15 protein-coding genes are annotated in these 20,550 nt (G+C 53.1%); 12 read left to right on the top strand and 3 right to left on the bottom strand.

All coding sequences use genetic code 11. The features are described from left to right. Window positions 1-367: 367 nt before the first annotated feature. Complete coding sequence (locus tag ACOZIO_RS14585) at window positions 368-2,218, bottom strand: hypothetical protein (RefSeq protein WP_421595445.1); 1,851 nt, start codon at window positions 2,216-2,218, stop codon at window positions 368-370. Between the two features lie 495 nt (window positions 2,219-2,713). Here ACOZIO_RS14585 and ACOZIO_RS14580 point away from each other — a divergent pair, with 495 nt between their 5' ends. From ACOZIO_RS14580 to gntR, 6 genes are all read left to right on the top strand, one after another. After that, entirely contained in the window at window positions 2,714-3,409 is a 696-nt protein-coding gene (locus ACOZIO_RS14580) for a pirin family protein (protein ID WP_129991481.1), read from the top strand. Window positions 3,410-3,671: 262 nt separating this feature from the next. Continuing rightward, on the top strand, window positions 3,672-3,995 hold the full coding sequence (locus ACOZIO_RS14575; protein ID WP_014333474.1) for a PTS sugar transporter subunit IIB: 324 nt from the start codon (window positions 3,672-3,674) through the stop codon (window positions 3,993-3,995). Then, entirely contained in the window at window positions 3,992-5,320 is a 1,329-nt protein-coding gene (locus ACOZIO_RS14570) for a PTS sugar transporter subunit IIC (RefSeq protein WP_129953849.1), read from the top strand. Before ACOZIO_RS14575 ends, ACOZIO_RS14570 begins: the two co-directional genes overlap by 4 nt. A 42-nt stretch (window positions 5,321-5,362) precedes the next feature. Further along, the gene (locus tag ACOZIO_RS14565) at window positions 5,363-6,745 is read left to right on the top strand and encodes a glycoside hydrolase family 1 protein (RefSeq protein WP_421595444.1); all 1,383 of its coding nucleotides are present in this window, start codon (window positions 5,363-5,365) and stop codon (window positions 6,743-6,745) included. A gap of 13 nt (window positions 6,746-6,758) precedes the next feature. After that, window positions 6,759-7,676 (top strand): LacI family DNA-binding transcriptional regulator, encoded by a 918-nt coding sequence (locus tag ACOZIO_RS14560; RefSeq protein WP_129953847.1) that lies wholly within the window; start codon window positions 6,759-6,761, stop codon window positions 7,674-7,676. Window positions 7,677-7,782: 106 nt separating this feature from the next. Then, entirely contained in the window at window positions 7,783-8,778 is a 996-nt protein-coding gene (gntR, locus tag ACOZIO_RS14555) for a gluconate operon transcriptional repressor GntR (protein WP_129954170.1), read from the top strand. Window positions 8,779-8,908: 130 nt separating this feature from the next. Here gntR and ACOZIO_RS14550 read toward each other — a convergent pair whose 3' ends face one another. Then, entirely contained in the window at window positions 8,909-9,424 is a 516-nt protein-coding gene (locus ACOZIO_RS14550; RefSeq protein ID WP_129953846.1) for a gluconokinase, read from the bottom strand. 246 nt (window positions 9,425-9,670) lie between these two features. Between ACOZIO_RS14550 and gntT the strand changes: the two genes are divergently transcribed. Beyond that, complete coding sequence (gene gntT, locus ACOZIO_RS14545; RefSeq protein WP_129953845.1) at window positions 9,671-10,987, top strand: gluconate transporter; 1,317 nt, start codon at window positions 9,671-9,673, stop codon at window positions 10,985-10,987. Between the two features lie 62 nt (window positions 10,988-11,049). Here the strand turns inward: gntT and ACOZIO_RS14540 are convergent, their stop codons facing one another. Further along, window positions 11,050-11,643 (bottom strand): YhgN family NAAT transporter, encoded by a 594-nt coding sequence (locus ACOZIO_RS14540; RefSeq protein WP_013573548.1) that lies wholly within the window; start codon window positions 11,641-11,643, stop codon window positions 11,050-11,052. Between the two features lie 381 nt (window positions 11,644-12,024). Here ACOZIO_RS14540 and asd point away from each other — a divergent pair, with 381 nt between their 5' ends. The 5 genes from asd (at window position 12,025) to glgA (ending at window position 20,550) form a co-directional block, all read left to right on the top strand. After that, on the top strand, window positions 12,025-13,128 hold the full coding sequence (asd, locus tag ACOZIO_RS14535; protein ID WP_421595443.1) for an aspartate-semialdehyde dehydrogenase: 1,104 nt from the start codon (window positions 12,025-12,027) through the stop codon (window positions 13,126-13,128). A gap of 411 nt (window positions 13,129-13,539) precedes the next feature. After that, window positions 13,540-15,723, top strand: coding sequence for a 1,4-alpha-glucan branching enzyme (gene glgB, locus ACOZIO_RS14530; RefSeq protein ID WP_421595442.1), 2,184 nt, complete (start codon window positions 13,540-13,542; stop codon window positions 15,721-15,723). Further along, on the top strand, window positions 15,723-17,747 hold the full coding sequence (gene glgX / locus ACOZIO_RS14525) for a glycogen debranching protein GlgX (RefSeq protein WP_421595441.1): 2,025 nt from the start codon (window positions 15,723-15,725) through the stop codon (window positions 17,745-17,747). Before glgB ends, glgX begins: the two co-directional genes overlap by 1 nt. A gap of 17 nt (window positions 17,748-17,764) precedes the next feature. Further along, window positions 17,765-19,042, top strand: coding sequence for a glucose-1-phosphate adenylyltransferase (gene glgC / locus ACOZIO_RS14520; RefSeq protein WP_129953841.1), 1,278 nt, complete (start codon window positions 17,765-17,767; stop codon window positions 19,040-19,042). A 71-nt stretch (window positions 19,043-19,113) separates the two neighbouring features. Then, on the top strand, window positions 19,114-20,550 hold the full coding sequence (gene glgA / locus ACOZIO_RS14515) for a glycogen synthase GlgA (protein WP_421595440.1): 1,437 nt from the start codon (window positions 19,114-19,116) through the stop codon (window positions 20,548-20,550).

Raw genomic sequence — 20,550 nt, 5'->3', positions numbered from 1 at the left:
TGGTTACCGTTTGAATATCCACCAGATTTATCAGGATTAGGAAAAGTGTCAATCGAATGTTGGATAAAAATAAAGCTTTACAAGTGCGAATGATAATGATTACTATTGCCATGCGTTCCGGGGATGGCCTCACACCAAGGTCAAACGGGTCCCCATGAATGCACGACATTGCTCACATTGCTTCCAGTATTACTTAGCCAGCCGGGTGCTGGCTTTTTTTTCTTCATATTTTGAGCTGTGGATGCGTTGGCTGCGTTCGCTCACCCCGGTCACATACTTGTGTATGCTCCCGGGGATTCGCTCGCTGGTCGCCTTTCCACAACTCAAACTATTTCGAAAAACCTTTCATATTTCTGGCGAGCCTGTTTCAGGCAAAAATCATATTCTGCTGCCATATTACCCGTTCTCCGGCGGGAGGCTGTGCAATGACAGCGCTGCCGGACAGGCGGTTGTTAAGAAACATCAATGAACCGGCGGGCTGTGAGGTGAAAGCAGTGAAATCCAATGTAGCCTGCACCATCGTCGAGGAAAGAATATCAATTTGCTTCGCCCCAGTGCCGGAAAGGACGAAACCGGCCTGATTAAACTGTGATGCCTGAACCGACAGCGTGGAGGATTTCAGGGTGAGCGGTGCAAATTCTGTGGTGGCATTAAACGTACAGCGGACAAAATTCAGCGGCGCGGTGCTGTCAAAAGCCTGCCCGTTGATGTCGTTAAATACTGTATCGGTAAAGGTGAGAGCGGCGGTGACGTTGCTTTGTACTACCGGTGCGCCGTCCTCCGGCAGGGAAAACTGGCACTGACGGATGACATTCGGGCGCGCAGCGCGTTGCGATGCCTGACTGATAATCAGCGTGCGGTCAGCGGTACAGCCGGTCATCTGCAAACCGTCGGCATTCACCCACAACATCCCGGACTGCGGGATAGTGTCGTTAGCCATCACCACAACATCTTCCAGCGTGAGTTCACTCACGCCGGTGCGTGCGACAAACCACGGGCAGACGTGTTTACGTACATTGATACGTTTGGCGCTGCCTCCCCAGGTCGCACCGGAATTGGCAAAAGTCATCAGGCCTGAGTTGCCGGTATAGGTGAGATCATGTTCGTACTGACCGTGGGTCACAAACGGCCCTTTTTCCGCGCTTTGTCCGCTTGCATGACAATTTTCGACCAGACAATACGCCGACGCCGTGAAATCATTTAAATGCCGCGCGTTGGCGACGCTGCAATCACTGACCTGGCCGTAAAGACAATAGATTTGCTGGGTCAGGTATCCGGCACCGCCAAAAGCTGTGTTCGGCGGATTGATGAGAGAACATTGCTTCGTAAGATAATGGGTATTCCAGCGGCGCATTACCACCGGCCAGAAGGAGCCCGTCGAATGGATACCTTCGACGTTGGCATACACCGCGAATTCAAACGCCACCGGATGGCTGCCGGTGATTTGATCAGCACCCGCGCCAAAGAACTGTATATTTTTGACGGTGACGAATTTGACCGGTGCGACTTTCTGCCAGCTGATTATCCTGCCGGCCAGCAATTCCCAGCCGTTGTAATAATCAATCTGAATATGTGTGCTGTCAGGAATGGCGATAATTTCCACCAGTTTTTGCAGTTCCCGTTCTGCCGCGCCTTTCACCGCCGTCACCTGAACCGCATACCAGTCGCCCACCTGAAAAACTGACGAATCCGCTACCGGGAAAATATCTGTTTGCTCCTGTAACGTTTCCGTCAGCGTGAAGGTGACAGGCATGCCGGTCACCGTGCCCTGGAAAAACAGCACAGCAGCAAAGGGGTCATTGGCCGGTGCGCTGGCAATGCCTGTGGTGAAAATTCGGTTGTTCTGGAAATCCAGGGTGATGTCTGAACGTGAGAAGCGATGACGGCGCTGAAAGAGCAAATCTGAAAAAGCGAAGATCTGGCTGATGGCCGGGTCATTGACTAATGCATCCAGCGCATCGTCGGCGGGTTGATCAGCATTGAGAACACCGAAAGTGCGGAAATCGCCCACGCCCTGATGGATAAGCAGCCAGCGTCCAGTGTCCGAGTGATCAGAACGGATGACGGTGCCGTTATTGGCGGGCAGAACGCAGTTTTTGTCCCAGTAATAATGGCCGCCACCGCCGTCACCGGCCTGAAAATAACCATTAACGAAGACATTATGATCTTGCCGTAATTTATAATCCTTCAGTGCCGATATACGATTTAACGTTTTCATGGGCGGATCCTTTTAAGGCTCAGGGTGAGCTTTTTACTTTGTTATATCTCCGTATTTTCAACCACAATATGTGGCCCTGTACGGCCTGGCACAACGGATGTGGTATTTATCATGATATTGTTCTGTCCGATAAAATAAGACGGCCAGGAAAATGCCTTATCTGTGAATAACCGCTTACCGTGCGTGAATATCACGTGATGCGCCTGATAATGATTAATACCGCCGGTGATCCCTGCGATTAACTTGCAGTGGTTAATCATGATAATTTCCGGGAACAGAAGTCACATTAATTTACCTTAAGGAATTTATTCTTTGAGTATTGTACGGATAGGCAATTAAGCAACCGGCATACGAACATTTGCCTCATCTCCCACAAATCCTTTGGATTGAATGGCCTGCATTTGTTCATATTTTTTGAACAGAGGAGTGAAGTTTTTACGCTTTCTTATTCTCAGCCGTTGACTAGACTAGAGAAAACATTGAGGAGAGTTGAACATGATCTACTTACGTCAGGCACAAGAACGCGGTCACGCCAGTCACGGCTGGCTCGAAAGCTGGCACACTTTCTCTTTCGCCGATTATTACGATGCGCAATTCATGGGGTTCTCCGCATTGCGGGTGATTAATGAAGACTTCATCGATGAAGGGCAGGGATTTGGTAAGCATCCGCATAAAGACATGGAAATTCTGACCTATGTGCTGGAAGGCACCGTGGAACATCAGGACAGCATGGGCAATAAAGAACAAATCCAGGCCGGTGAGTTCCAGATTATGAGCGCCGGTACCGGGGTGACGCACTCGGAGTACAACGGTAACAGCGACCGTAAATTGCACCTGTATCAGATCTGGATTATTCCAAATCAGAAAGGGCTGGAACCGCGTTACGAACAGCGCATGTTCGATGCGCCGCAGGGCCGCCAGTTAGTGCTTTCACCGGATGCCCGCGAGGGTTCGCTGAAGGTGTTCCAGGATATGGAGTTGTCCCGCTGGGCACTGAAAAAAGATGAGCAGTCGGTTTACCAGATACAAGCTGATCGCCGCGTGTGGATCCAGGTGGTAAAAGGCACCGTTTCCATCAACGGTAAGAAAGCCGGGCAGAGTGATGCGCTGGCTGTCTGGGATGAAACGGCATTGTCCGTTCATGCAGATGAAGACAGCGAAATCTTGCTGTTCGATCTGCCGCCAGTCTGAGGATTCACGGTTATTAAGGCGACTCCGGTCGCCTTTTTCTTTTGTATCAATGCCGCTCTCTCCCTTAGCCTCTTTCCCCGCTTTTGCATTGTTTAATTTTGCGCTTCGTGACGCCATTCACACCTGCAACAAATCCCCCGTCAAAATTTTGAGCCTGTTCGCACATCGAGGGTATAGCGATGGAAACCGGTTTCCATAACACCTCAAATACCCTCAGCAGATTAAAACGGGCAGAACATAAATCATCGTGGAGTGAAGCAAAATGAAAAGAATCATGCTTTGTTGTTCAGCGGGGATGTCGACCAGTTTGTTAGTGCGGAAGATGAAAGAAGTGGCTGCGGAACGCGGAGAAGAGGTGCAGATTGACGCATTCGGTGCCAGCGAGTTTGATGAAAAATTCCGTGATTATCAGGTGGTGCTGCTCGGTCCGCAGGTGCGTTACATGCAGGCTGATTTATCTGCCAGAGCGGCAGAATTCAACATTCCGGTCGAGACCATCAACATGATGGATTATGGCATGCAGCGCGGTGATAACGTGCTCGACTTTGCCTTTGGTCTGATCGCACAGGAAGGAAGCCGCGTATGAGTGGCCTCTATCAGGCGATGGTTAACGTCATCGAAAAACATATCACGCCACTGGCGGGCAGTGTCGGTCAGCAGCGGCATGTGATTGCCATCCGCGACGGCTTTATCGCAGCGCTGCCATTTATGATTATTGGCTCGTTCATGCTGGTCTTTATCTTCCCGCCTTTCTCGCCGGACACGACCATGAGCTTCGCGCGCGGCTGGCTGGACTTGTCGCTGAAATACCGCGAACAACTGATGTTGCCGTGGTATCTGAGCATGGGCGTCATGACGTTTTTCATTTCGGTAGGTATCGGTGCAAGCCTCGGTAAGCATTATAAGCTTGACCCGATCATGACCGGTTTACTGGCATTTATGGCGTTTCTGCTGGTGGCCGCGCCGTATCATGACAAACAAATCTCCACGCAATATTTTTCCGGCGAAGGTATCTTCACCGCCATTCTGACAGCGATTTATGCCGCTGAAGTGTATGCGTTGCTCAAACGCCGCAACATCACCATCCGCCTGCCGAAAGAAGTGCCGACCGGTGTGGCACGTTCATTTGAAATTCTGATCCCGGTGGTAGTGATTGTCGCCACGCTGCATCCGCTGAATCTCTTTATTCAGTCCACCACCGGCATGATTATTCCTGAAGCCATCATGCATTTGCTGGCACCGTTGGTCTCTGCATCGGATTCGCTGCCGGCGATTTTAATTTCAGTGTTTATTTGCCAGGTGCTGTGGTTTGCAGGGATTCATGGCGCACTGATTGTCACTGGCATCATGAACCCGTTCTGGATGACCAATCTGGCGCTTAACCAGACGGCGTTACAGGCCGGTGCGCCATTGCCACATATTTACCTGCAAGGATTTTGGGATCACTATCTGTTGATTGGTGGCGTAGGGTCGACCTTACCGCTGGCGATTCTCTTGCTGTGCAGCAAGGCCGTGCATCTGCGTACTATTGGCCGGATGGGGGTGGTACCGAGCTTCTTCAACATTAACGAACCTATCCTGTTCGGCACGCCGATTATCATGAATCCGGTATTCTTCCTGCCGTTTACGCTGGTGCCGATGCTGAATGCTATTTTTGCTTACACCGCCACAAAACTCGGCTGGGTCGCGCAAGTGGTCTCGCTCACACCCTGGACAACACCTGCACCGATTGGTGCGTCATGGGCCGCAAACTGGGCATTCAGTCCGGTAATTATGTGCCTGTTCTGTATGGTGTTATCAGCCGTTATGTACTACCCGTTCCTGAAAGCCTATGAACGTACGTTGCTGAAACAGGAAGCGGAAAAAGCCACGGCACAAACGGCGGGCAATGCCGTGCCGGCAAACAGTTAAATATCAGTTAAAACGTACAGCTAACGGACAGCGAGGATAACGATGAAATACGCATTTCCAAAAGAATTCTGGTGGGGCAGTGCCAGTTCGGCGCCACAAACCGAAGGTGAATCCCTGAGCCACGGGAAAAGTGCCACGGTGTGGGATCACTGGTATTCACAGCAGCCAACACGCTTTCACAATGACGTCGGCCCGCAGGATACTTCAACGTTTTATAAAAACTGGCGCGAGGATATCGCGCTGCTGAAACAGCTGAATCACAACACCTTCCGCACGTCGATTTCCTGGGCACGTTTAATTCCCAACGGACGTGGCGACGTGAATCAGGAAGCGGTCACGTTTTATAATCAGGTGATCGACGAAATGCTGGCGCAGGGTGTGCAGCCGTTTATCAATCTGTTCCACTTCGATATGCCGATGGCGATGCAGGAAATCGGCGGCTGGGAAAACCGCGACGTGGTGCAGGCGTATGCAAAATACGCCGATACCTGTTTTGAACTGTTTGGTGACCGGGTCAAGCATTGGTTTACGTTCAACGAACCGGTGGTGCCGGTGGAAGGTGGTTATCTGTATGATTTCCATTATCCGAATGTGGTGGATTTCAAACGTGCCGCCACCGTGGCGTATCACACCATGCTGGCGCATTCCCTGGCGGTAAAAGCTTATAGCGCCCGTGATCCCGGTGGCGAAATCGGTATCATTCTTAACCTCACGCCGTCTTATCCACGTTCGCAGAATCCGGCTGATCTGAAAGCCGCGAATATTGCTGATCTGATGTTTAACCGCAGTTTCCTTGATCCGGCGCTGCGAGGTGAATATCCGCAGGAACTGGTGGAATTGCTGAAAAAACACGGTCAGCTTCCGGCCTGTCAGCAGGGCGATAAAGAACTGCTGCAACAGGGCGTGGTAGATTTGCTCGGCATTAACTATTACCAGCCGCGCCGCATTCAGTGCCGCGACAGTATGGTTAATCCTGAAAGTCCGTTTATGCCGGAATGGTTCTTTGATAACTACGTCATGCCGGGGCGTAAAATGAACCCGCATCGTGGCTGGGAAATCTATGAGCAGGGCATTTACGATATTCTGACTAATCTGCGGGAAAACTACGGTAATCCGCGTTGTTTCATTTCCGAAAACGGCATGGGTGTGGAAAATGAACTGCGCTTTGAACAGGCAGGGCGGATTGATGATGATTACCGCATCGAGTTTGTCAGCGGGCACCTGAAATGGTTGCACCGTGCCTTACAGGAAGGCAGCGGTTGTCTCGGCTATCACATGTGGACATTTATTGACTGCTGGTCATGGATGAATGCCTATAAAAACCGGTATGGTTTCATCCAGCTGGATCTGGAAACGCAGAAACGCACGGTGAAGAAAAGCGGCGAATGGTTCGCGGCAGTTTCTAAAAATAACGGTTTCGATTAACACAAGGAAAGACATGGCAAACATTAACGACGTTTCGCGGCTGGCGAAGGTGTCGAAAGCGACGGTGTCCCGTGTCCTCAGTGGCAGCCGCGGTGTCAAAGAAGAAAGCCGCCTGGCTGTGATGCAGGCGGTTGAAACACTGCAATACAAACCAAGTGTGATTGCGCAGTCGCTGTCTACACAATCCACCGGTTGTATCGGGGTCATTTGCGCGACCGAAAACATCAATCAGTCGACCGGTTATCTCCACGCTCTGGAAAAAGAGTTGCGGCTGAATCAGAAATATTTGCTGCTGCGTTTTGCCACTGACGCGGCAAGTCTCAGGCATTCTGTGGACGAGATTGGCCGCGGCCTGTGCGATGCGATGATTGTGATCGGCGCACGCTTTCCTTTGCCAACGCTGCCCGACAACGTCATTACCATTGATTGTCTGGATGCGGATTCTGCACGCAGTATTCATTTTGACCGCAGCTTTGCGGCCGAAACCGCCTGTCAGTATGTGCTGAAACAAGGGCGCAGACAGATTGCCCTGATTAACCCGGAAAATGATGATACGGCAGGTCAAATTCTGCAGGGATATCATCTGGCGCTGGAGAAATTCCTGCTGCCCTACGACCGCCGGCTGGTTCACAGCGGCTCACACGCACTGACGCAACTGCTGGCACAGAATGTGCCGTTCAATGCCCTGCTGGTGCCGGATGACTCGTCGGCACAGGACGCACTTCGTCAGCTGATGCATCACGGGCGCACTGTGCCGGGAAACGTGATGGTGTTTAGCCTCGACAGTACGTTGCCGCCGGGTGTTTCTGCCGTTCCGGCCATTGCCTATCCGCTGGAAACGCTGGCACAACGGGCGATGGCGCTGCTGACCGGCCAGTTTTCCGCCAACATCAGCGCGCCGGTTCGCGGCCAGCTCTCTTTACCTTCCTGACAAACCTCTCATGTCGCGCAGCAACGGATATCCGCCTGCGCGAATGTTTGCTAACATCACTCTCTGATCCTTTAACCTTTTCAGCGGCACCATCCCATTGATGAATATGAAGAAAAAAAGACCCGTACTCCAGGATGTTGCCGACAAAGTGGGCGTCACAAAAATGACGGTCAGCCGCTATTTGCGTAATCCTGAACAGGTTTCCGGCGCGTTGCAGGAAAAAATTTCAGCAGCACTCGATGAGCTGGGTTATATCCCCAACCGCGCCCCTGACATTCTTTCTAACGCTAAAAGTCGCGCTATCGGCGTGCTGCTGCCGTCGCTGACCAATCAGGTGTTTGCGGAAGTGCTGCGCGGCATTGAGAGCGTGACCGATATTCATGGCTATCAGACCATGCTGGCGCACTACGGATACAGCCAGGAACGTGAAGAACAGCGTCTGACCTCGTTACTCTCCTACAATATCGACGGACTGATTTTGTCCGAGCGGCATCACACTGCGCGTACGCTGAAGATGATCGAAGTAGCCGGTATTCCGGTGGTAGAGATGATGGATTGCGTATCGCCTTGCGTGGATCTGGCGGTCGGTTTCAACAACTTTGAAGCCGCACGGCAGATGACTCAGCAAATTATCGCGCGCGGCCATCGTCATGTGGTGTATTTCGGCGCACGTCAGGACGAACGTACCCTTATTAAACAGCAGGGTTACGAGCAGGCGATGCGTGAATCCGGTCTGGAGCCTTACAGTGTGATGACCAGCCGCTCTTCCAGTTACAGTGGTGGTGCTGAGTTATTGCGACAGGCGCAAAAAGACTGGCCACAAATCGACAGTATTTTCTGTACCAACGATGACCTTGCGGCAGGTGCATTCTTTGAATGCCAGCGTCAGGGACTGAAAATTCCTTCACAAATGGCGATTGCCGGTTTTCATGGACACAACATGGGACAAACGATGGAGCCACCGCTCGCCAGCGTCCTGACGCCGCGTGAAAAAATGGGGCAAATCTCCGCCGAACGCCTGCTGGCGAGACTTCGCGGCGAAGAAGTGGTGCCGAGAATGGTGGATGTAGGGTTTACGATTTCTGCGGGCGGAAGTATCTGATTTCTTTGCGCCTTCCCCTCTCACGAGGGGAAGGCTGGGATGGGGTGTTGGTTTTGCGGATGACAGCGCTGCCATTAAACCCCGCTCCCGACTTCCCCGGTCTTAACATCCCCCTTCGCAGGGGAAAGTCTTACTTCTGTACCGTCTTCAAAGCCGCGATACAGCGATCCACCACACCTTCAAACTTGTGATCGATATTTACGCGCAACACGTCCGGCTCGTCTTCGCCGGGTTCTTCGAGTGCTTCAAACTGGCTGCGCAGCAAATCGGTCGGCATGAAGTGTCCGGCGCGTGCTTTCAGACGTTCGGCAATCACCTCAAAACTGCCTTTCATGTAAATAAATACCATGCCTTCGTTGTCTTTACGCAGGGCGTCGCGGTAACGGCGCTTCAGTGCGGAACAGACAATGATGCCGGTTTCATTTTTATGGCGCAGGCTGTAAGCCGCGTCGTTGAGGCGTAATAGCCACGGTGCACGATCATCGTCGTTCAGGGGCGTGCCGCTGGCCATCTTTTCAATATTGGCGCGGGGATGAAGATCATCGCCGTCGATAAATTTCGCGTTAATTTCACGGGCCAGTGCCGCGCCGACGGTGGATTTACCGCTGCCTGACACGCCCATCAGAATGATGCTTTGTCCTGCCATAAGTATGATCTCTATCCCAAAATGAACATTTTGACTGCGTAGTGAGTCCTAATATTAGCATGTTACCGGTATCATGATACCGGTAACAAATGGAGATGTGACTAATATCACAAAGGAATGCACTGCTGTTTTAGCGGTCGCGGTCTGTACCCGTTGCACTGTTAATTCCTACAACATCTTGAAAACTAAAAATAATGCATCACCCGGTTTTTAGCCATACCTGAGTGACAGCATAAGGGGAAGAATATGCCATTAGTTATTGTAGCGGTGGGTGTCGCACTGCTGTTGTTACTTATGATCCGATTTAAGCTTAATGGCTTCATTGCACTGATTCTTGTCGCGCTGGCGGTGGGGATTATGCAGGGAATGCCGGTCGATAAAGTTATCACCTCAATCAAAAACGGGGTGGGTGGCACGCTTGGCAGTCTTGCGCTGATCATGGGCTTCGGTGCCATGCTCGGTAAAATGCTGGCAGATTGCGGTGGTGCACAACGTATCGCGACCACCCTTATCGAAAAGTTTGGCCGTGAGCACATTCAGTGGGCGATTGTGCTGACAGGTTTCATCGTCGGGTTTGCCCTGTTCTATGAAGTTGGCTTCGTGCTGATGTTGCCACTGGTCTTCACTGTGGCGGCGGCAGCGCGTCTGCCTTTGCTGTATGTCGGCGTTCCGATGGCGGCCGCGTTATCCGTCACACACGGATTCCTGCCTCCGCACCCTGGCCCGACGGCAATTGCGACGATTTTCCATGCGGATATGGGTAAAACGCTGTTGTTTGGTTCGCTGCTGGCGGTGCCGACCGTTATTCTGGCCGGTCCTGTGTATGCGCGTTTCCTGAAAGGTATCGACAAACCGGTGCCGGAAGGTCTGTTTAACCCGAAAACCTTCACGGAAGAAGAGATGCCGGGCTTTGGCGTCAGTGTCGCCACCTCCCTGGTGCCGGTCATTCTGATGGCGTTTCGCGCGCTCTGCGAAATGATCCTGCCGAAAGGCCATCCGGTGCTGGCGTATGCTGAATTCTTCGGCGACCCGGTGATGGCAACGCTGATTGCGGTGCTGATCGCTATCTTCACCTTTGGTCTGAACCGTGGCCGCAAGATGGAAGATGTGATGGCGACTGTGACCGACTCCATCAAAATCATCGCGATGATGTTGTTAATTATCGGCGGTGGCGGGGCGTTCAAACAGGTGCTGGTGGACAGCGGTATTGAAAAATACATCGCGGCTCTGATGCACGGCAGCAACCTGTCGCCAATCCTGCTGGCCTGGTCTATCGCAGCGGTTCTGCGTATCGCGTTGGGTTCTGCCACCGTGGCCGCGATTACGGCGGGCGGTATTGCCGCACCACTGATCGCCACGACCGGCGTCAGTCCTGAACTGATGGTGATCGCCGTCGGTTCCGGCAGCGTGATTTTCTCGCACGTCAACGATCCGGGCTTCTGGCTGTTCAAGGAATATTTCAACCTGAGCATTGTCGAAACCTTCAAATCCTGGTCGGTGCTGGAAACCATCATTTCCCTGTGCGGTCTGGCGGGATGCCTGCTGCTGTCGATGGTCGTCTGACGGCAAACGGATAGCGTAAAAAAGGCGAGCCAGATGGCTCGCCTTTTTCATTTCTTCTGTCGCTAAATCTTCAGATACGCCCTGATCCCATCGAGGAACATCTGCGTCGAGAGCATGACCAGAATCAGGCCCATCAGGCGTTCGAGGGCGCTGACGCCTTTATCACCCAGCAGGCGCAGGAACAAGTTTGAGAGCAACAGGATTGCCATCGACATGCCCCACGCGATAAACAGCGCCAGCGTTAAGTGACTCATCTGGTTTGGATACTGGTGCGAAAGCAGCATCAGCGTGGCGAGAATCGACGGACCGGCGACCAGCGGGATCGCCATCGGGACGAGGAAGGGTTCTTCACCGGCAGGCAGTCCGCTGCTGCTTTTCTCTTCCGACGGGAAAATCATTTTGATGGCGATCAGGAACAGGATAATACCGCCGGAAATCGACACAGTTTCAGTGCGCAGATTCAGAAACGACAGGATTTTTTCACCGGCGAACAGGAAGATCAGCATCAGGATGAGTGCGATCAGCATTTCGCGGATCAACACCACACGGCGACGTTTCGGGTCGAGATGTTTTAATACCGACATAAAAATCGGTAAATTACCCAGCGGATCCATAATTAAAAACAGCAAAATAGTTGCTGAAATCATTTCGGTCATAACTACCTCAGAAAAAATGCCAGTTATATACCCGTCATACTTCAAGTCGCAGATGCGTTGACTGCGCTCACTCACGCCGGTCACTTAGTTGTCTAAGCTCCCCAGACTTCCTGAGCTTGTCGCGTTACTCGCAGGGCCAGCGCAAGCGCTGTTCAAAAGCGGAAACTTTTGTCCTGCAACTCGAATTATTGAGGGTATAAGTTGCGCTGCTATTAAAAGCCGCACTATTGATTAAATTCACTTGCCACTTCTACTACATTTTGTAAGGTGGTAGACCCGCGCGTTAATGGGGCGCAGTGCATCAAAACAGGCACTCACTGAGTGCAAACGCGCGTTCAAGCCGTTTTAAGCAGTTATCACCCTCAGGGCAGGACAGATATTATGAAAAATGTAGGTTTCGTTGGCTGGCGTGGAATGGTCGGTTCTGTACTCATGCAACGCATGATTGAAGAACGCGATTTCGACGCTATCCGTCCGGTATTCTTCTCCACTTCTCAGCACGGTCAGGCCGCGCCTTCTTTCACGGGTCAGTCCGGAACCTTGCAGGATGCTTATGATCTGGACGCCCTGAGCGCACTGGACATTATAATCACCTGTCAGGGCGGCGATTATACCAATGAAATCTATCCGAAGCTGCGTGAAATCGGTTGGTCTGGCTACTGGATTGACGCAGCATCCTCTCTGAGAATGGAAGATGACGCGATAATCATCCTCGACCCGGTCAACAACGCCGTGATCCGTCAGGGCATTGATAAAGGCATCAAAACCTTTGTGGGCGGTAACTGTACCGTCAGTCTGATGCTGATGTCGCTCGGCGGCCTGTTCGCTCATGGTCTCATCGAATGGGCGTCTGTCGCCACCTATCAGGCGGCCTCCGGCGGCGGTGCGCGGCACATGCGCGAACTGCTGACCCAGATGGGAATGCTGCATAACAGCGTGGCGAAAGAGCTGGAAAACCCGGCTTCCGCCATTCTGGATATCGAACGTAACGTAACGGCGCTGACCCGCAGCGGCACGTTGCCAACCGATAACTTTGGTGTTCCGCTGGCGGGCGGTCTGATCCCGTGGATAGATAAACAGCTCGACAATGGCCAGACCAAAGAAGAGTGGAAAGGTCAGGCGGAAACCAACAAAATCCTCGGCACTTCCAGCATTATTCCGGTAGATGGGCTGTGTGTCCGTATCGGCGCGCTGCGCTGCCACAGCCAGGCGTTTACGCTGAAACTGAAAAAAGACGTGTCGGTGCCGGAAATCGAACAGATACTGGCTTCGCATAACGACTGGGTTCGTGTGATCCCGAATGACCGCGAATTATCGATGCGTGAACTGACGCCAGCGGCAGTCACCGGCACCATGAACACGCCGGTCGGCCGTCTGCGTAAACTGAACATGGGCCCGCAATATCTTTCAGCGTTCACCGTCGGTGACCAGCTGCTATGGGGCGCGGCAGAACCTTTACGACGTATGTTGCGAATTCTTCTGTAATCCGCCGCCAGGTTGAAAACTGCCCTGTTTTCTTCACGATGACTTCTCACGGGACACCAGCACGGTGTCCCGTTTTTAATTCTGCCATCATTCTCTTCCCCCTTTATCCGCCTTTTTCCAGCGCAACTCTCTGAATTTCATTTTGTGAAAAATTCATTGGTTTCTTCACGCTGATTTTTCGAACCTTTGTCTATGCTTAGTAGAAGAGCTCTGCCTCTTTGAGAAGCTGAAATAAGCACTTATTTGGAAATTGTGACCGTAAGCGTGATCACGCACCTTTTGGCAAAACTGAAACATAGCCGGATCACAAAGCGGCGATAAAAAGGGGAGCACACTAGGATCACGTTTCGCATTGAATACTTGACTGATTTTATTGGATTTATTGATTTAATTAATCATAGGACGTAATACATGTCTGTACTTCCCGATCAGCACGTCATTAATCAAATCATATCTGGCCACTACGCTGATCCTTTTTCTCTGTTGGGAATGCACTCTGTGGCTGCCGGGCTGGAAGTACGTGCCCTGTTGCCGGATGCGGATCAGGTCTGGGTCATTGATGTAGAAAAAGGTAAACAGGTGGCAGAACTGCGTCGCTACGACGACCGCGGTTTCTTTGTCGGCCTGATCCCACGCCGTAAAAATGCGTTTCGTTACCAGCTGGAGGTCCGCTGGGGCGAGAATCTCCAGGTGATTGATGACCCGTACCGTTTCGGCACGCTGTTGCAGGAACTGGATATCTGGCTGCTGGCAGAAGGCACACACCTGCGGCCTTACGAAAAACTCGGCGCGCATCTGCAAACGCTGGACGGCGTCGAGGGGGTGAGTTTTGCCGTCTGGGCACCGAACGCCATGCGGGTTTCCGTGGTCGGTGAATTCAACTTCTGGGACGGCCGCCGGCACCCGATGCGTCAGCGCCGAGAAAACGGTATCTGGGAACTCTTTATTCCCGCTGTCCGCGAAGGTCAGCTGTATAAATTCGAAATTATCGACTGCCGCGGGCAGGTCAGCCTGCGCGCCGACCCTTATGCTTTCGAGGCGCAGATGCGTCCGGACACCGCTTCGTGCGTACGGAAATTACCCGACGTCGTGCCGCATTCAGAAAGCAGAAAGAAAGCCAATGCGCTGAATCAGCCGGTTTCGGTATATGAAGTGCACCTGGGTTCATGGCGTCGTCATGCTGATGATAATTTCTGGCTGAGCTATGGCGAACTGGCCGAGCAACTGGTTTCTTATGCTAAATGGATGGGCTTTACGCACATTGAACTGATGCCGGTCAATGAACATCCGTTCGACGGAAGCTGGGGTTATCAGCCGCTTGGTATGTACGCGCCGACCCGTCGTTTCGGTACGCCCATGGAATTTAAAGCCTTTGTCGATGCGGCGCATAACGCCGGGCTGAACGTGATTCTTGACTGGGTGCCGGGACATTTCCCAAGCGACGCCTACGGTCTGGCACAGTTTGACGGCACCGCGCTGTACGAATATGCCGATCCGCGTGAAGGCTATCATCAGGACTGGAATACGCTGATTTATAACTACGGTCGCCATGAAGTGCGTAACTACCTGGCAGGCAATGGTTTTTACTGGATTGAGCGGTTTGGTATCGACGGCCTGCGTGTCGATGCAGTGGCTTCCATGATTTACCGCGATTACAGCCGTAAACCCGGAGAGTGGATCCCGAATTATTACGGCGGACGCGAAAACCTGGAAGCCATTTCTTTCCTCAAATACACCAACCAGACAATCGGACGTGAACTCGGTGGTGCGGTGACGCTGGCAGAAGAATCGACCGATTATCCTGGCGTCACCATGCCACCGGATGCCAACGGGCTGGGTTTTCATTACAAGTGGAATATGGGCTGGATGCACGATTCCCTGACCTATATGCAGCTTGATCCTGTTCACCGCAAATATCATCACAATCTCATGACATTCGGCGTCCTTTACGCCTACAGCGAGAACTTTATCTTGCCGCTGTCGCACGACGAAGTGGTGCACGGTAAGAAATCCTTGCTGGATAAAATGCCCGGCGACGTCTGGCAGAAATTCGCTAATCTGCGTGCCTACTACGGTTTTATGTGGGCGCACCCGGGCAAGAAACTGCTGTTTATGGGCAATGAATTTGCACAAGGGCGTGAGTGGAATTTCGACGCCAGTCTCGACTGGCACCTGCTCGACGATCCGAGCAGCTGGCACAGCGGCGTACAGCATCTGGTACGCGACCTGAACCTGGTCTATCAGGCTAACGCGCCGTTATATGAGCTGGATTACAATCCCCGTGGCTTCGAATGGCTGGTGGTCGACGATCATGAAAACTCGATTTTCGCCTTTGCCCGCCGTGACGAACAGGGCGGTGAAGTGATCGTCATCAGTAACTTTACGCCGGTCCCGCGCGAGCATTATCGCATCGGTATCAGCCGTCCGGGTCGCTATCACGAAATCCTCAATACAGATTCGCATTACTACCGTGGCAGCAATGTCGGCAACGGCGGCGATATTTACAGTGAGAATATCAGCCATCATCAGCGTGACCATTCGATCAGCGTGACCATTCCACCGCTGGCGACGGTTTATTTGCGAAGGGAGGCGTAATGAAACAGCCCGGTCCCGGTCTGCCCGCGCCTTTTGGTGCGCATCTCAGAGATAACGGCGTCAATTTTTGCCTGTACTCCGCCCATGCGGAAAAAGTGGAGTTATGTCTTTTTGATGAGACCGGCAGTGAGCAGCATCTGCCCCTGACCGGGCGAACCGGCAACCTCTGGCATGGATTTGTGCCAGATCTCAAAGCCGGGCAGCGCTACGGTTACCGCGTTTACGGGCCATTCGATCCCCTAAAGGGCCACCGGTTTAACCCGAAAAAAGTGCTGATTGACCCGAGCGCCCGCGCGATTGACGGCGTACTGCTCGACAACGCACGGTTCACCGGCGGTACCGGTGCTCCGGACGAGAAAGACAGCGCCGTGGTTGCGCCTAAGTCGGTGGTGGTCGCCGGAAATTTCGACTGGGGTGATGATAAACCCCCGGCGAAACCCTGGGGCGAAACGGTGATTTACGAGGCACATGTCCGCGGCCTGACGCGCCAGCATCCGCATATTCCGGCCGCCATACGCGGCACCTATGCCGGGCTGGCACATCCGGTGATGCTTGAATACTTGCAGCATCTGGGCATTACCGCAATAGAACTGTTGCCGGTGCAGCATCATGCCGACGAACCGCGCCTGCAACGCCTCGGACTGAGCAATTACTGGGGCTACAACGTGTTGGCGCCTTGCGCTGTGGATCCGCGTTATGCCAGCGGACTGGGCGGTGTATCGGCGCTGAATGAATTTAAATCGGCAGTCAAAGCGCTGCACCAGGCGGGTATCGAGGTGATCCTGGACGTGGTGTTTAATCACAGCGCCGAGCTGGATATCGACGGTCCGTTTATTTCTTTTCGCGGCATCGACAACGCCAGCCTGTACTGGCTCAACGACGACGGCTCTGACAACAACATGACCGGTTGCGGTAACACAATGCGGCTGGTGGATGAGGAGATGATCGCCTGGACAATCGACAGCCTGCATTATTGGGTACGCGAATGTCACGTTGATGGGTTCCGCTTTGATTTAGCGACAGTTCTCGGCAGAACGCCGGAGTTTTCCGCTCAGTCACCGCTGTTCATGGCCATTAAGCAGGATGATGTTCTCTCAAAAATCAAACTGATTGCTGAGCCGTGGGATATCGGTACCGGCGGTTACCAGCTGGGGAATTTCCCGGCACCGTTTGCCGAATGGAGTGATGTATGGCGCGACAATATGCGTCAGTTCTGGCTGCATGGCGATCTTGCCCTCGGTCGGTTTGCCGGGCGTTTTGCAGGCTCTGCCGACACGTTCATCCCGGCACAGCGTGAACCTTACGCCAGCATCAACATGCTGACGGCACATGACGGCTTCACGTTGCGCGATCTTGTCAGTTTTAACCACAAACATAACCAGGCTAACGGTGAAGAAAACCGCGACGGCCATAACGAAAATTTCAGCCAAAACCACGGTCAGGAGGGGCTGGAGGCGCCTGATGACATATTACAGCAGCGCCGTCTCAGCCAGCGGGCCTTGCTGGCGACGCTGTTTTTATCACAGGGTACACCGATGTTGCTGGCCGGTGATGAACTCGGTAATAGCCAGTCGGGTAATAACAATGCTTATTGCCAGGACAATCCGATGACCTGGCTCGACTGGGAAAGCGCTGATGAAAGCCTGATGGCCTATGCCAGCGCACTGATTGCGCTGCGCCGGAAAATTCCGGCACTGGCGCAAAACCGCTGGTGGCAGGAGGGCAGCGGGGAGGTGCAATGGCTGAATCAACAAGGGCAACCAATGAGTCCCGGTGACTGGGAGCAGGGTCCGCAGCAGTGGCTGCAAATCTGCCTGTCACAGCGCTGGTTGGTTATCGTTAATGCCTCACTGCACGAGGTAGATTTGCACCTGCCGTCGGGAAACTGGCAGCCGGTGGCACCGTTCAACAGCGTGCTTTTTGATGAGGAACCCCGGCGTGTCATGGAAGGCTCGCAATGGCGGGCGGCAGCAAAAACCCTCTGTGTCCTACAAGATTTCACTCCACAGAGCCGGTCATTATAAAAATGAAGGAGTCAGATATGGCGACATTAGATAACCGGGACCCGGTCATGCTGGCAAGACAGTTGCCGCTGAAATCCGTGGCATTAATCCTTGCCGGGGGACGGGGTTCAAGGTTGAAAGATTTGACCGCAACCCGGGCAAAACCCGCCGTTCATTTTGGCGGGAAATTCCGCATCATTGATTTTGCCCTGTCAAATTGCCTGAACTCTGGCATCCGCCGCATCGGCGTAATCACACAATATCAGTCACACACGCTGGTTCAGCATATCCAGCGTGGCTGGTCTTTCCTCAATGAAGAAATGAACGAATTTGTGGATTTACTCCCGGCGCAGCAACGCCACAGTACCGAGCACTGGTACAAAGGGACCGCCGATGCGGTTTATCAGAATCTGGATATTATCCGTCGTTATAAGGCCGAATTTGTGGTGATCCTGGCGGGCGATCATATCTACAAAATGGATTACTCACGGATGCTGATCGACCATGTGCAGAAAGGCGGTGAATGTACCGTCGCCTGCCTGGAAGTACCGCGCGCCGAAGCCAGTGAATTCGGTGTTATCGGCGTCACTGAGGATTATCACATCACCAGTTTCGTTGAAAAACCCAAAGACCCGCCGCCGATGCCCGGCAATCCCGATATGGCGCTGGCGAGCATGGGCATCTACATTTTTAATGCAGATTATCTGTTTCGCATGCTTGAAGAAGACATGGCGAGTGAAGAGTCGAGCCATGATTTCGGCAAAGACCTGATCCCCAAACTGACCCGTCAGGGCGTTGCCCGTGCGCATCCGTTTGGTCTTTCCTGTGTCACGCAAAACGATGAGGCGCCGCCGTACTGGCGTGATGTCGGTACGCTGGAGGCATACTGGCGCGCCAATCTGGATCTGGCTTCCGTCACGCCGGAGCTGGATATGTATGACCGCGACTGGCCGATCCGGACTCATATGGAGCCGCTGCCGCCCGCCAAATTTGTACAGGATCGCTCCGGCAGTCACGGCATGACCATGAATTCACTGGTAGCCGGTGGTGTGATTGTTTCCGGTTCGGTGGTGGTGCATTCCGTACTGTTCCCGCGGGTACGGGTCAATTCTTTCTGCAATATCGATTCGGCCATCATCCTGCCGGATGTGAATGTCGGTCGTTCATGCCGTTTACGCAAATGCGTCATTGACCGCGCTTGTCAGATCCCTGAAGGCATGGTGATTGGTGAGAATGCCGAGGAAGACAGCCGGCGTTTCTACCGTTCGGAAGGTGGCGTAGTGCTGGTGACCCGCGCAATGCTGGCGAAGCTTTAAACAGACGATATTAATACGAATTTTCGTCATCCTGGTGAGCGCCGGGATGACCGGGATAATCAGGAGCGCGAATGCAGGTTTTACATGTTTGTTCTGAGCTGTTTCCGCTATTAAAAACAGGCGGCCTTGCGGATGTCGCCGGTGCATTACCCGCCGCTCAGATTGCGGAGGGCGCGGATGTCCGCGTACTCATTCCGGCTTTCCCTGACGTCAAAAAAGGGCTGGGGGAAACGCAGGTGATTGGTACGCTGGCCACCTTTGCCGGGGATGTCACCCTTTCACTGGGTTATTTTGATGGCGTGGGTATTTATATTATTGATGTACCGGGATTGTATGACCGTCCCGGTAGCCCGTATCACGATCAATCGTCGTTCGCCTATCCGGATAACCATTTGCGCTTTGCGCTGCTGGGCTGGATGGCCTGTGAACTGGCCCTGAATTTCGATCCGCAGTGGCGGCCTGACATTGTCCATTCTCATGACTGGCACGCCGGGCTGTGTTCCGCCTATATCCGCGCCCGCAATGCGCCCGTTCGGACGATTTTCACCGTACATAATCTGGCGTTTCAGGGATTGTTTGGTGCACATCATCTCGATGAGCTGTATATCCCGCGCGAGTTCTTTCAGATGCACGGGCTGGAATTCTATGGCCAGATATCTTTTCTGAAAGCCGGTCTGTTCTATTCTGATCACGTGACGACCGTCAGCCCGACGTATGCAAAAGAAATCACCCGTCCCGAATTTGGTTACGGCATGGAATCTTTGCTGCTGGAACGTGAAATGCAGGGGCGACTGACGGGGATCCTTAACGGGGTCGATGAAGCCATCTGGCAGCCACGTGATGACGTGTTGCTGTCGGCACGCTACGATGCGGAGGATTTACGCGCCAAAGCGGTCAATAAAGCCTATCTGCAAAGGGCGATGGGACTGGATGTTGATGATTCGCGTCTGGTGTTTGCGGTTGTGAGTCGTCTGACCAGCCAGAAAGGGCTGGATCTGGTGCTTGAAGCCTTACCGGACTTGCTCGAACGCGGGGGCCAGTTAGCGCTTTTGGGCGCGGGTGATGCGGTGCTGCAACAGGCATTTCTGGCGGCAGCGGCAGATAATCCGGGGCAGGTTGGCGTGCAACTTGGCTATCACGAAGCGTTTTCCCACCGTATTATCGGTGGGGCGGACGTCATTATGGTACCAAGCCGATTTGAACCTTGCGGTTTAACCCAGTTGTATGGCCTTAAATACGGCACATTACCGCTGGTGCGCCGCACCGGTGGGCTGGCTGATACGGTGGTCGATTGTGCGCTGGAAAATCTGGCCGACGGAACGGCCAGTGGTTTTGTCTTTGAAGAAGCAACGGGGAAATCGCTGGGAAATGCGATCCGCCGGGCATTTGTTTTGTGGAGCCGACCGAAACACTGGCGACACGTCCAGCAACACGCCATGGGTATTGATTTCGGCTGGAAGGTGGCTGCACAGGAATATCTTGCCCTGTACAACCGCCTGCTGTCCTGA

This window comes from Rahnella sp. PD4 (assembly GCF_049199325.1).
GTDB classification, from domain to species: Bacteria; Pseudomonadota; Gammaproteobacteria; order Enterobacterales; family Enterobacteriaceae; genus Rahnella; species Rahnella perminowiae.
This window is presented reverse-complemented; position numbering and strand designations above follow the sequence as displayed.

Coding starts and splice junctions, on each gene's coding strand:
- ACOZIO_RS14585 (WP_421595445.1), bottom strand. CDS start 2,218: ATGAAAACGTTAAATCGTATATCGGCACTGAAGGATTATAAATTACGG.
- ACOZIO_RS14580 (WP_129991481.1), top strand. CDS start 2,714: ATGATCTACTTACGTCAGGCACAAGAACGCGGTCACGCCAGTCACGGC.
- ACOZIO_RS14575 (WP_014333474.1), top strand. CDS start 3,672: ATGAAAAGAATCATGCTTTGTTGTTCAGCGGGGATGTCGACCAGTTTG.
- ACOZIO_RS14570 (WP_129953849.1), top strand. CDS start 3,992: ATGAGTGGCCTCTATCAGGCGATGGTTAACGTCATCGAAAAACATATC.
- ACOZIO_RS14565 (WP_421595444.1), top strand. CDS start 5,363: ATGAAATACGCATTTCCAAAAGAATTCTGGTGGGGCAGTGCCAGTTCG.
- ACOZIO_RS14560 (WP_129953847.1), top strand. CDS start 6,759: ATGGCAAACATTAACGACGTTTCGCGGCTGGCGAAGGTGTCGAAAGCG.
- gntR (WP_129954170.1), top strand. CDS start 7,783: ATGAAGAAAAAAAGACCCGTACTCCAGGATGTTGCCGACAAAGTGGGC.
- ACOZIO_RS14550 (WP_129953846.1), bottom strand. CDS start 9,424: ATGGCAGGACAAAGCATCATTCTGATGGGCGTGTCAGGCAGCGGTAAA.
- gntT (WP_129953845.1), top strand. CDS start 9,671: ATGCCATTAGTTATTGTAGCGGTGGGTGTCGCACTGCTGTTGTTACTT.
- ACOZIO_RS14540 (WP_013573548.1), bottom strand. CDS start 11,643: ATGACCGAAATGATTTCAGCAACTATTTTGCTGTTTTTAATTATGGAT.
- asd (WP_421595443.1), top strand. CDS start 12,025: ATGAAAAATGTAGGTTTCGTTGGCTGGCGTGGAATGGTCGGTTCTGTA.
- glgB (WP_421595442.1), top strand. CDS start 13,540: ATGTCTGTACTTCCCGATCAGCACGTCATTAATCAAATCATATCTGGC.
- glgX (WP_421595441.1), top strand. CDS start 15,723: ATGAAACAGCCCGGTCCCGGTCTGCCCGCGCCTTTTGGTGCGCATCTC.
- glgC (WP_129953841.1), top strand. CDS start 17,765: ATGGCGACATTAGATAACCGGGACCCGGTCATGCTGGCAAGACAGTTG.
- glgA (WP_421595440.1), top strand. CDS start 19,114: ATGCAGGTTTTACATGTTTGTTCTGAGCTGTTTCCGCTATTAAAAACA.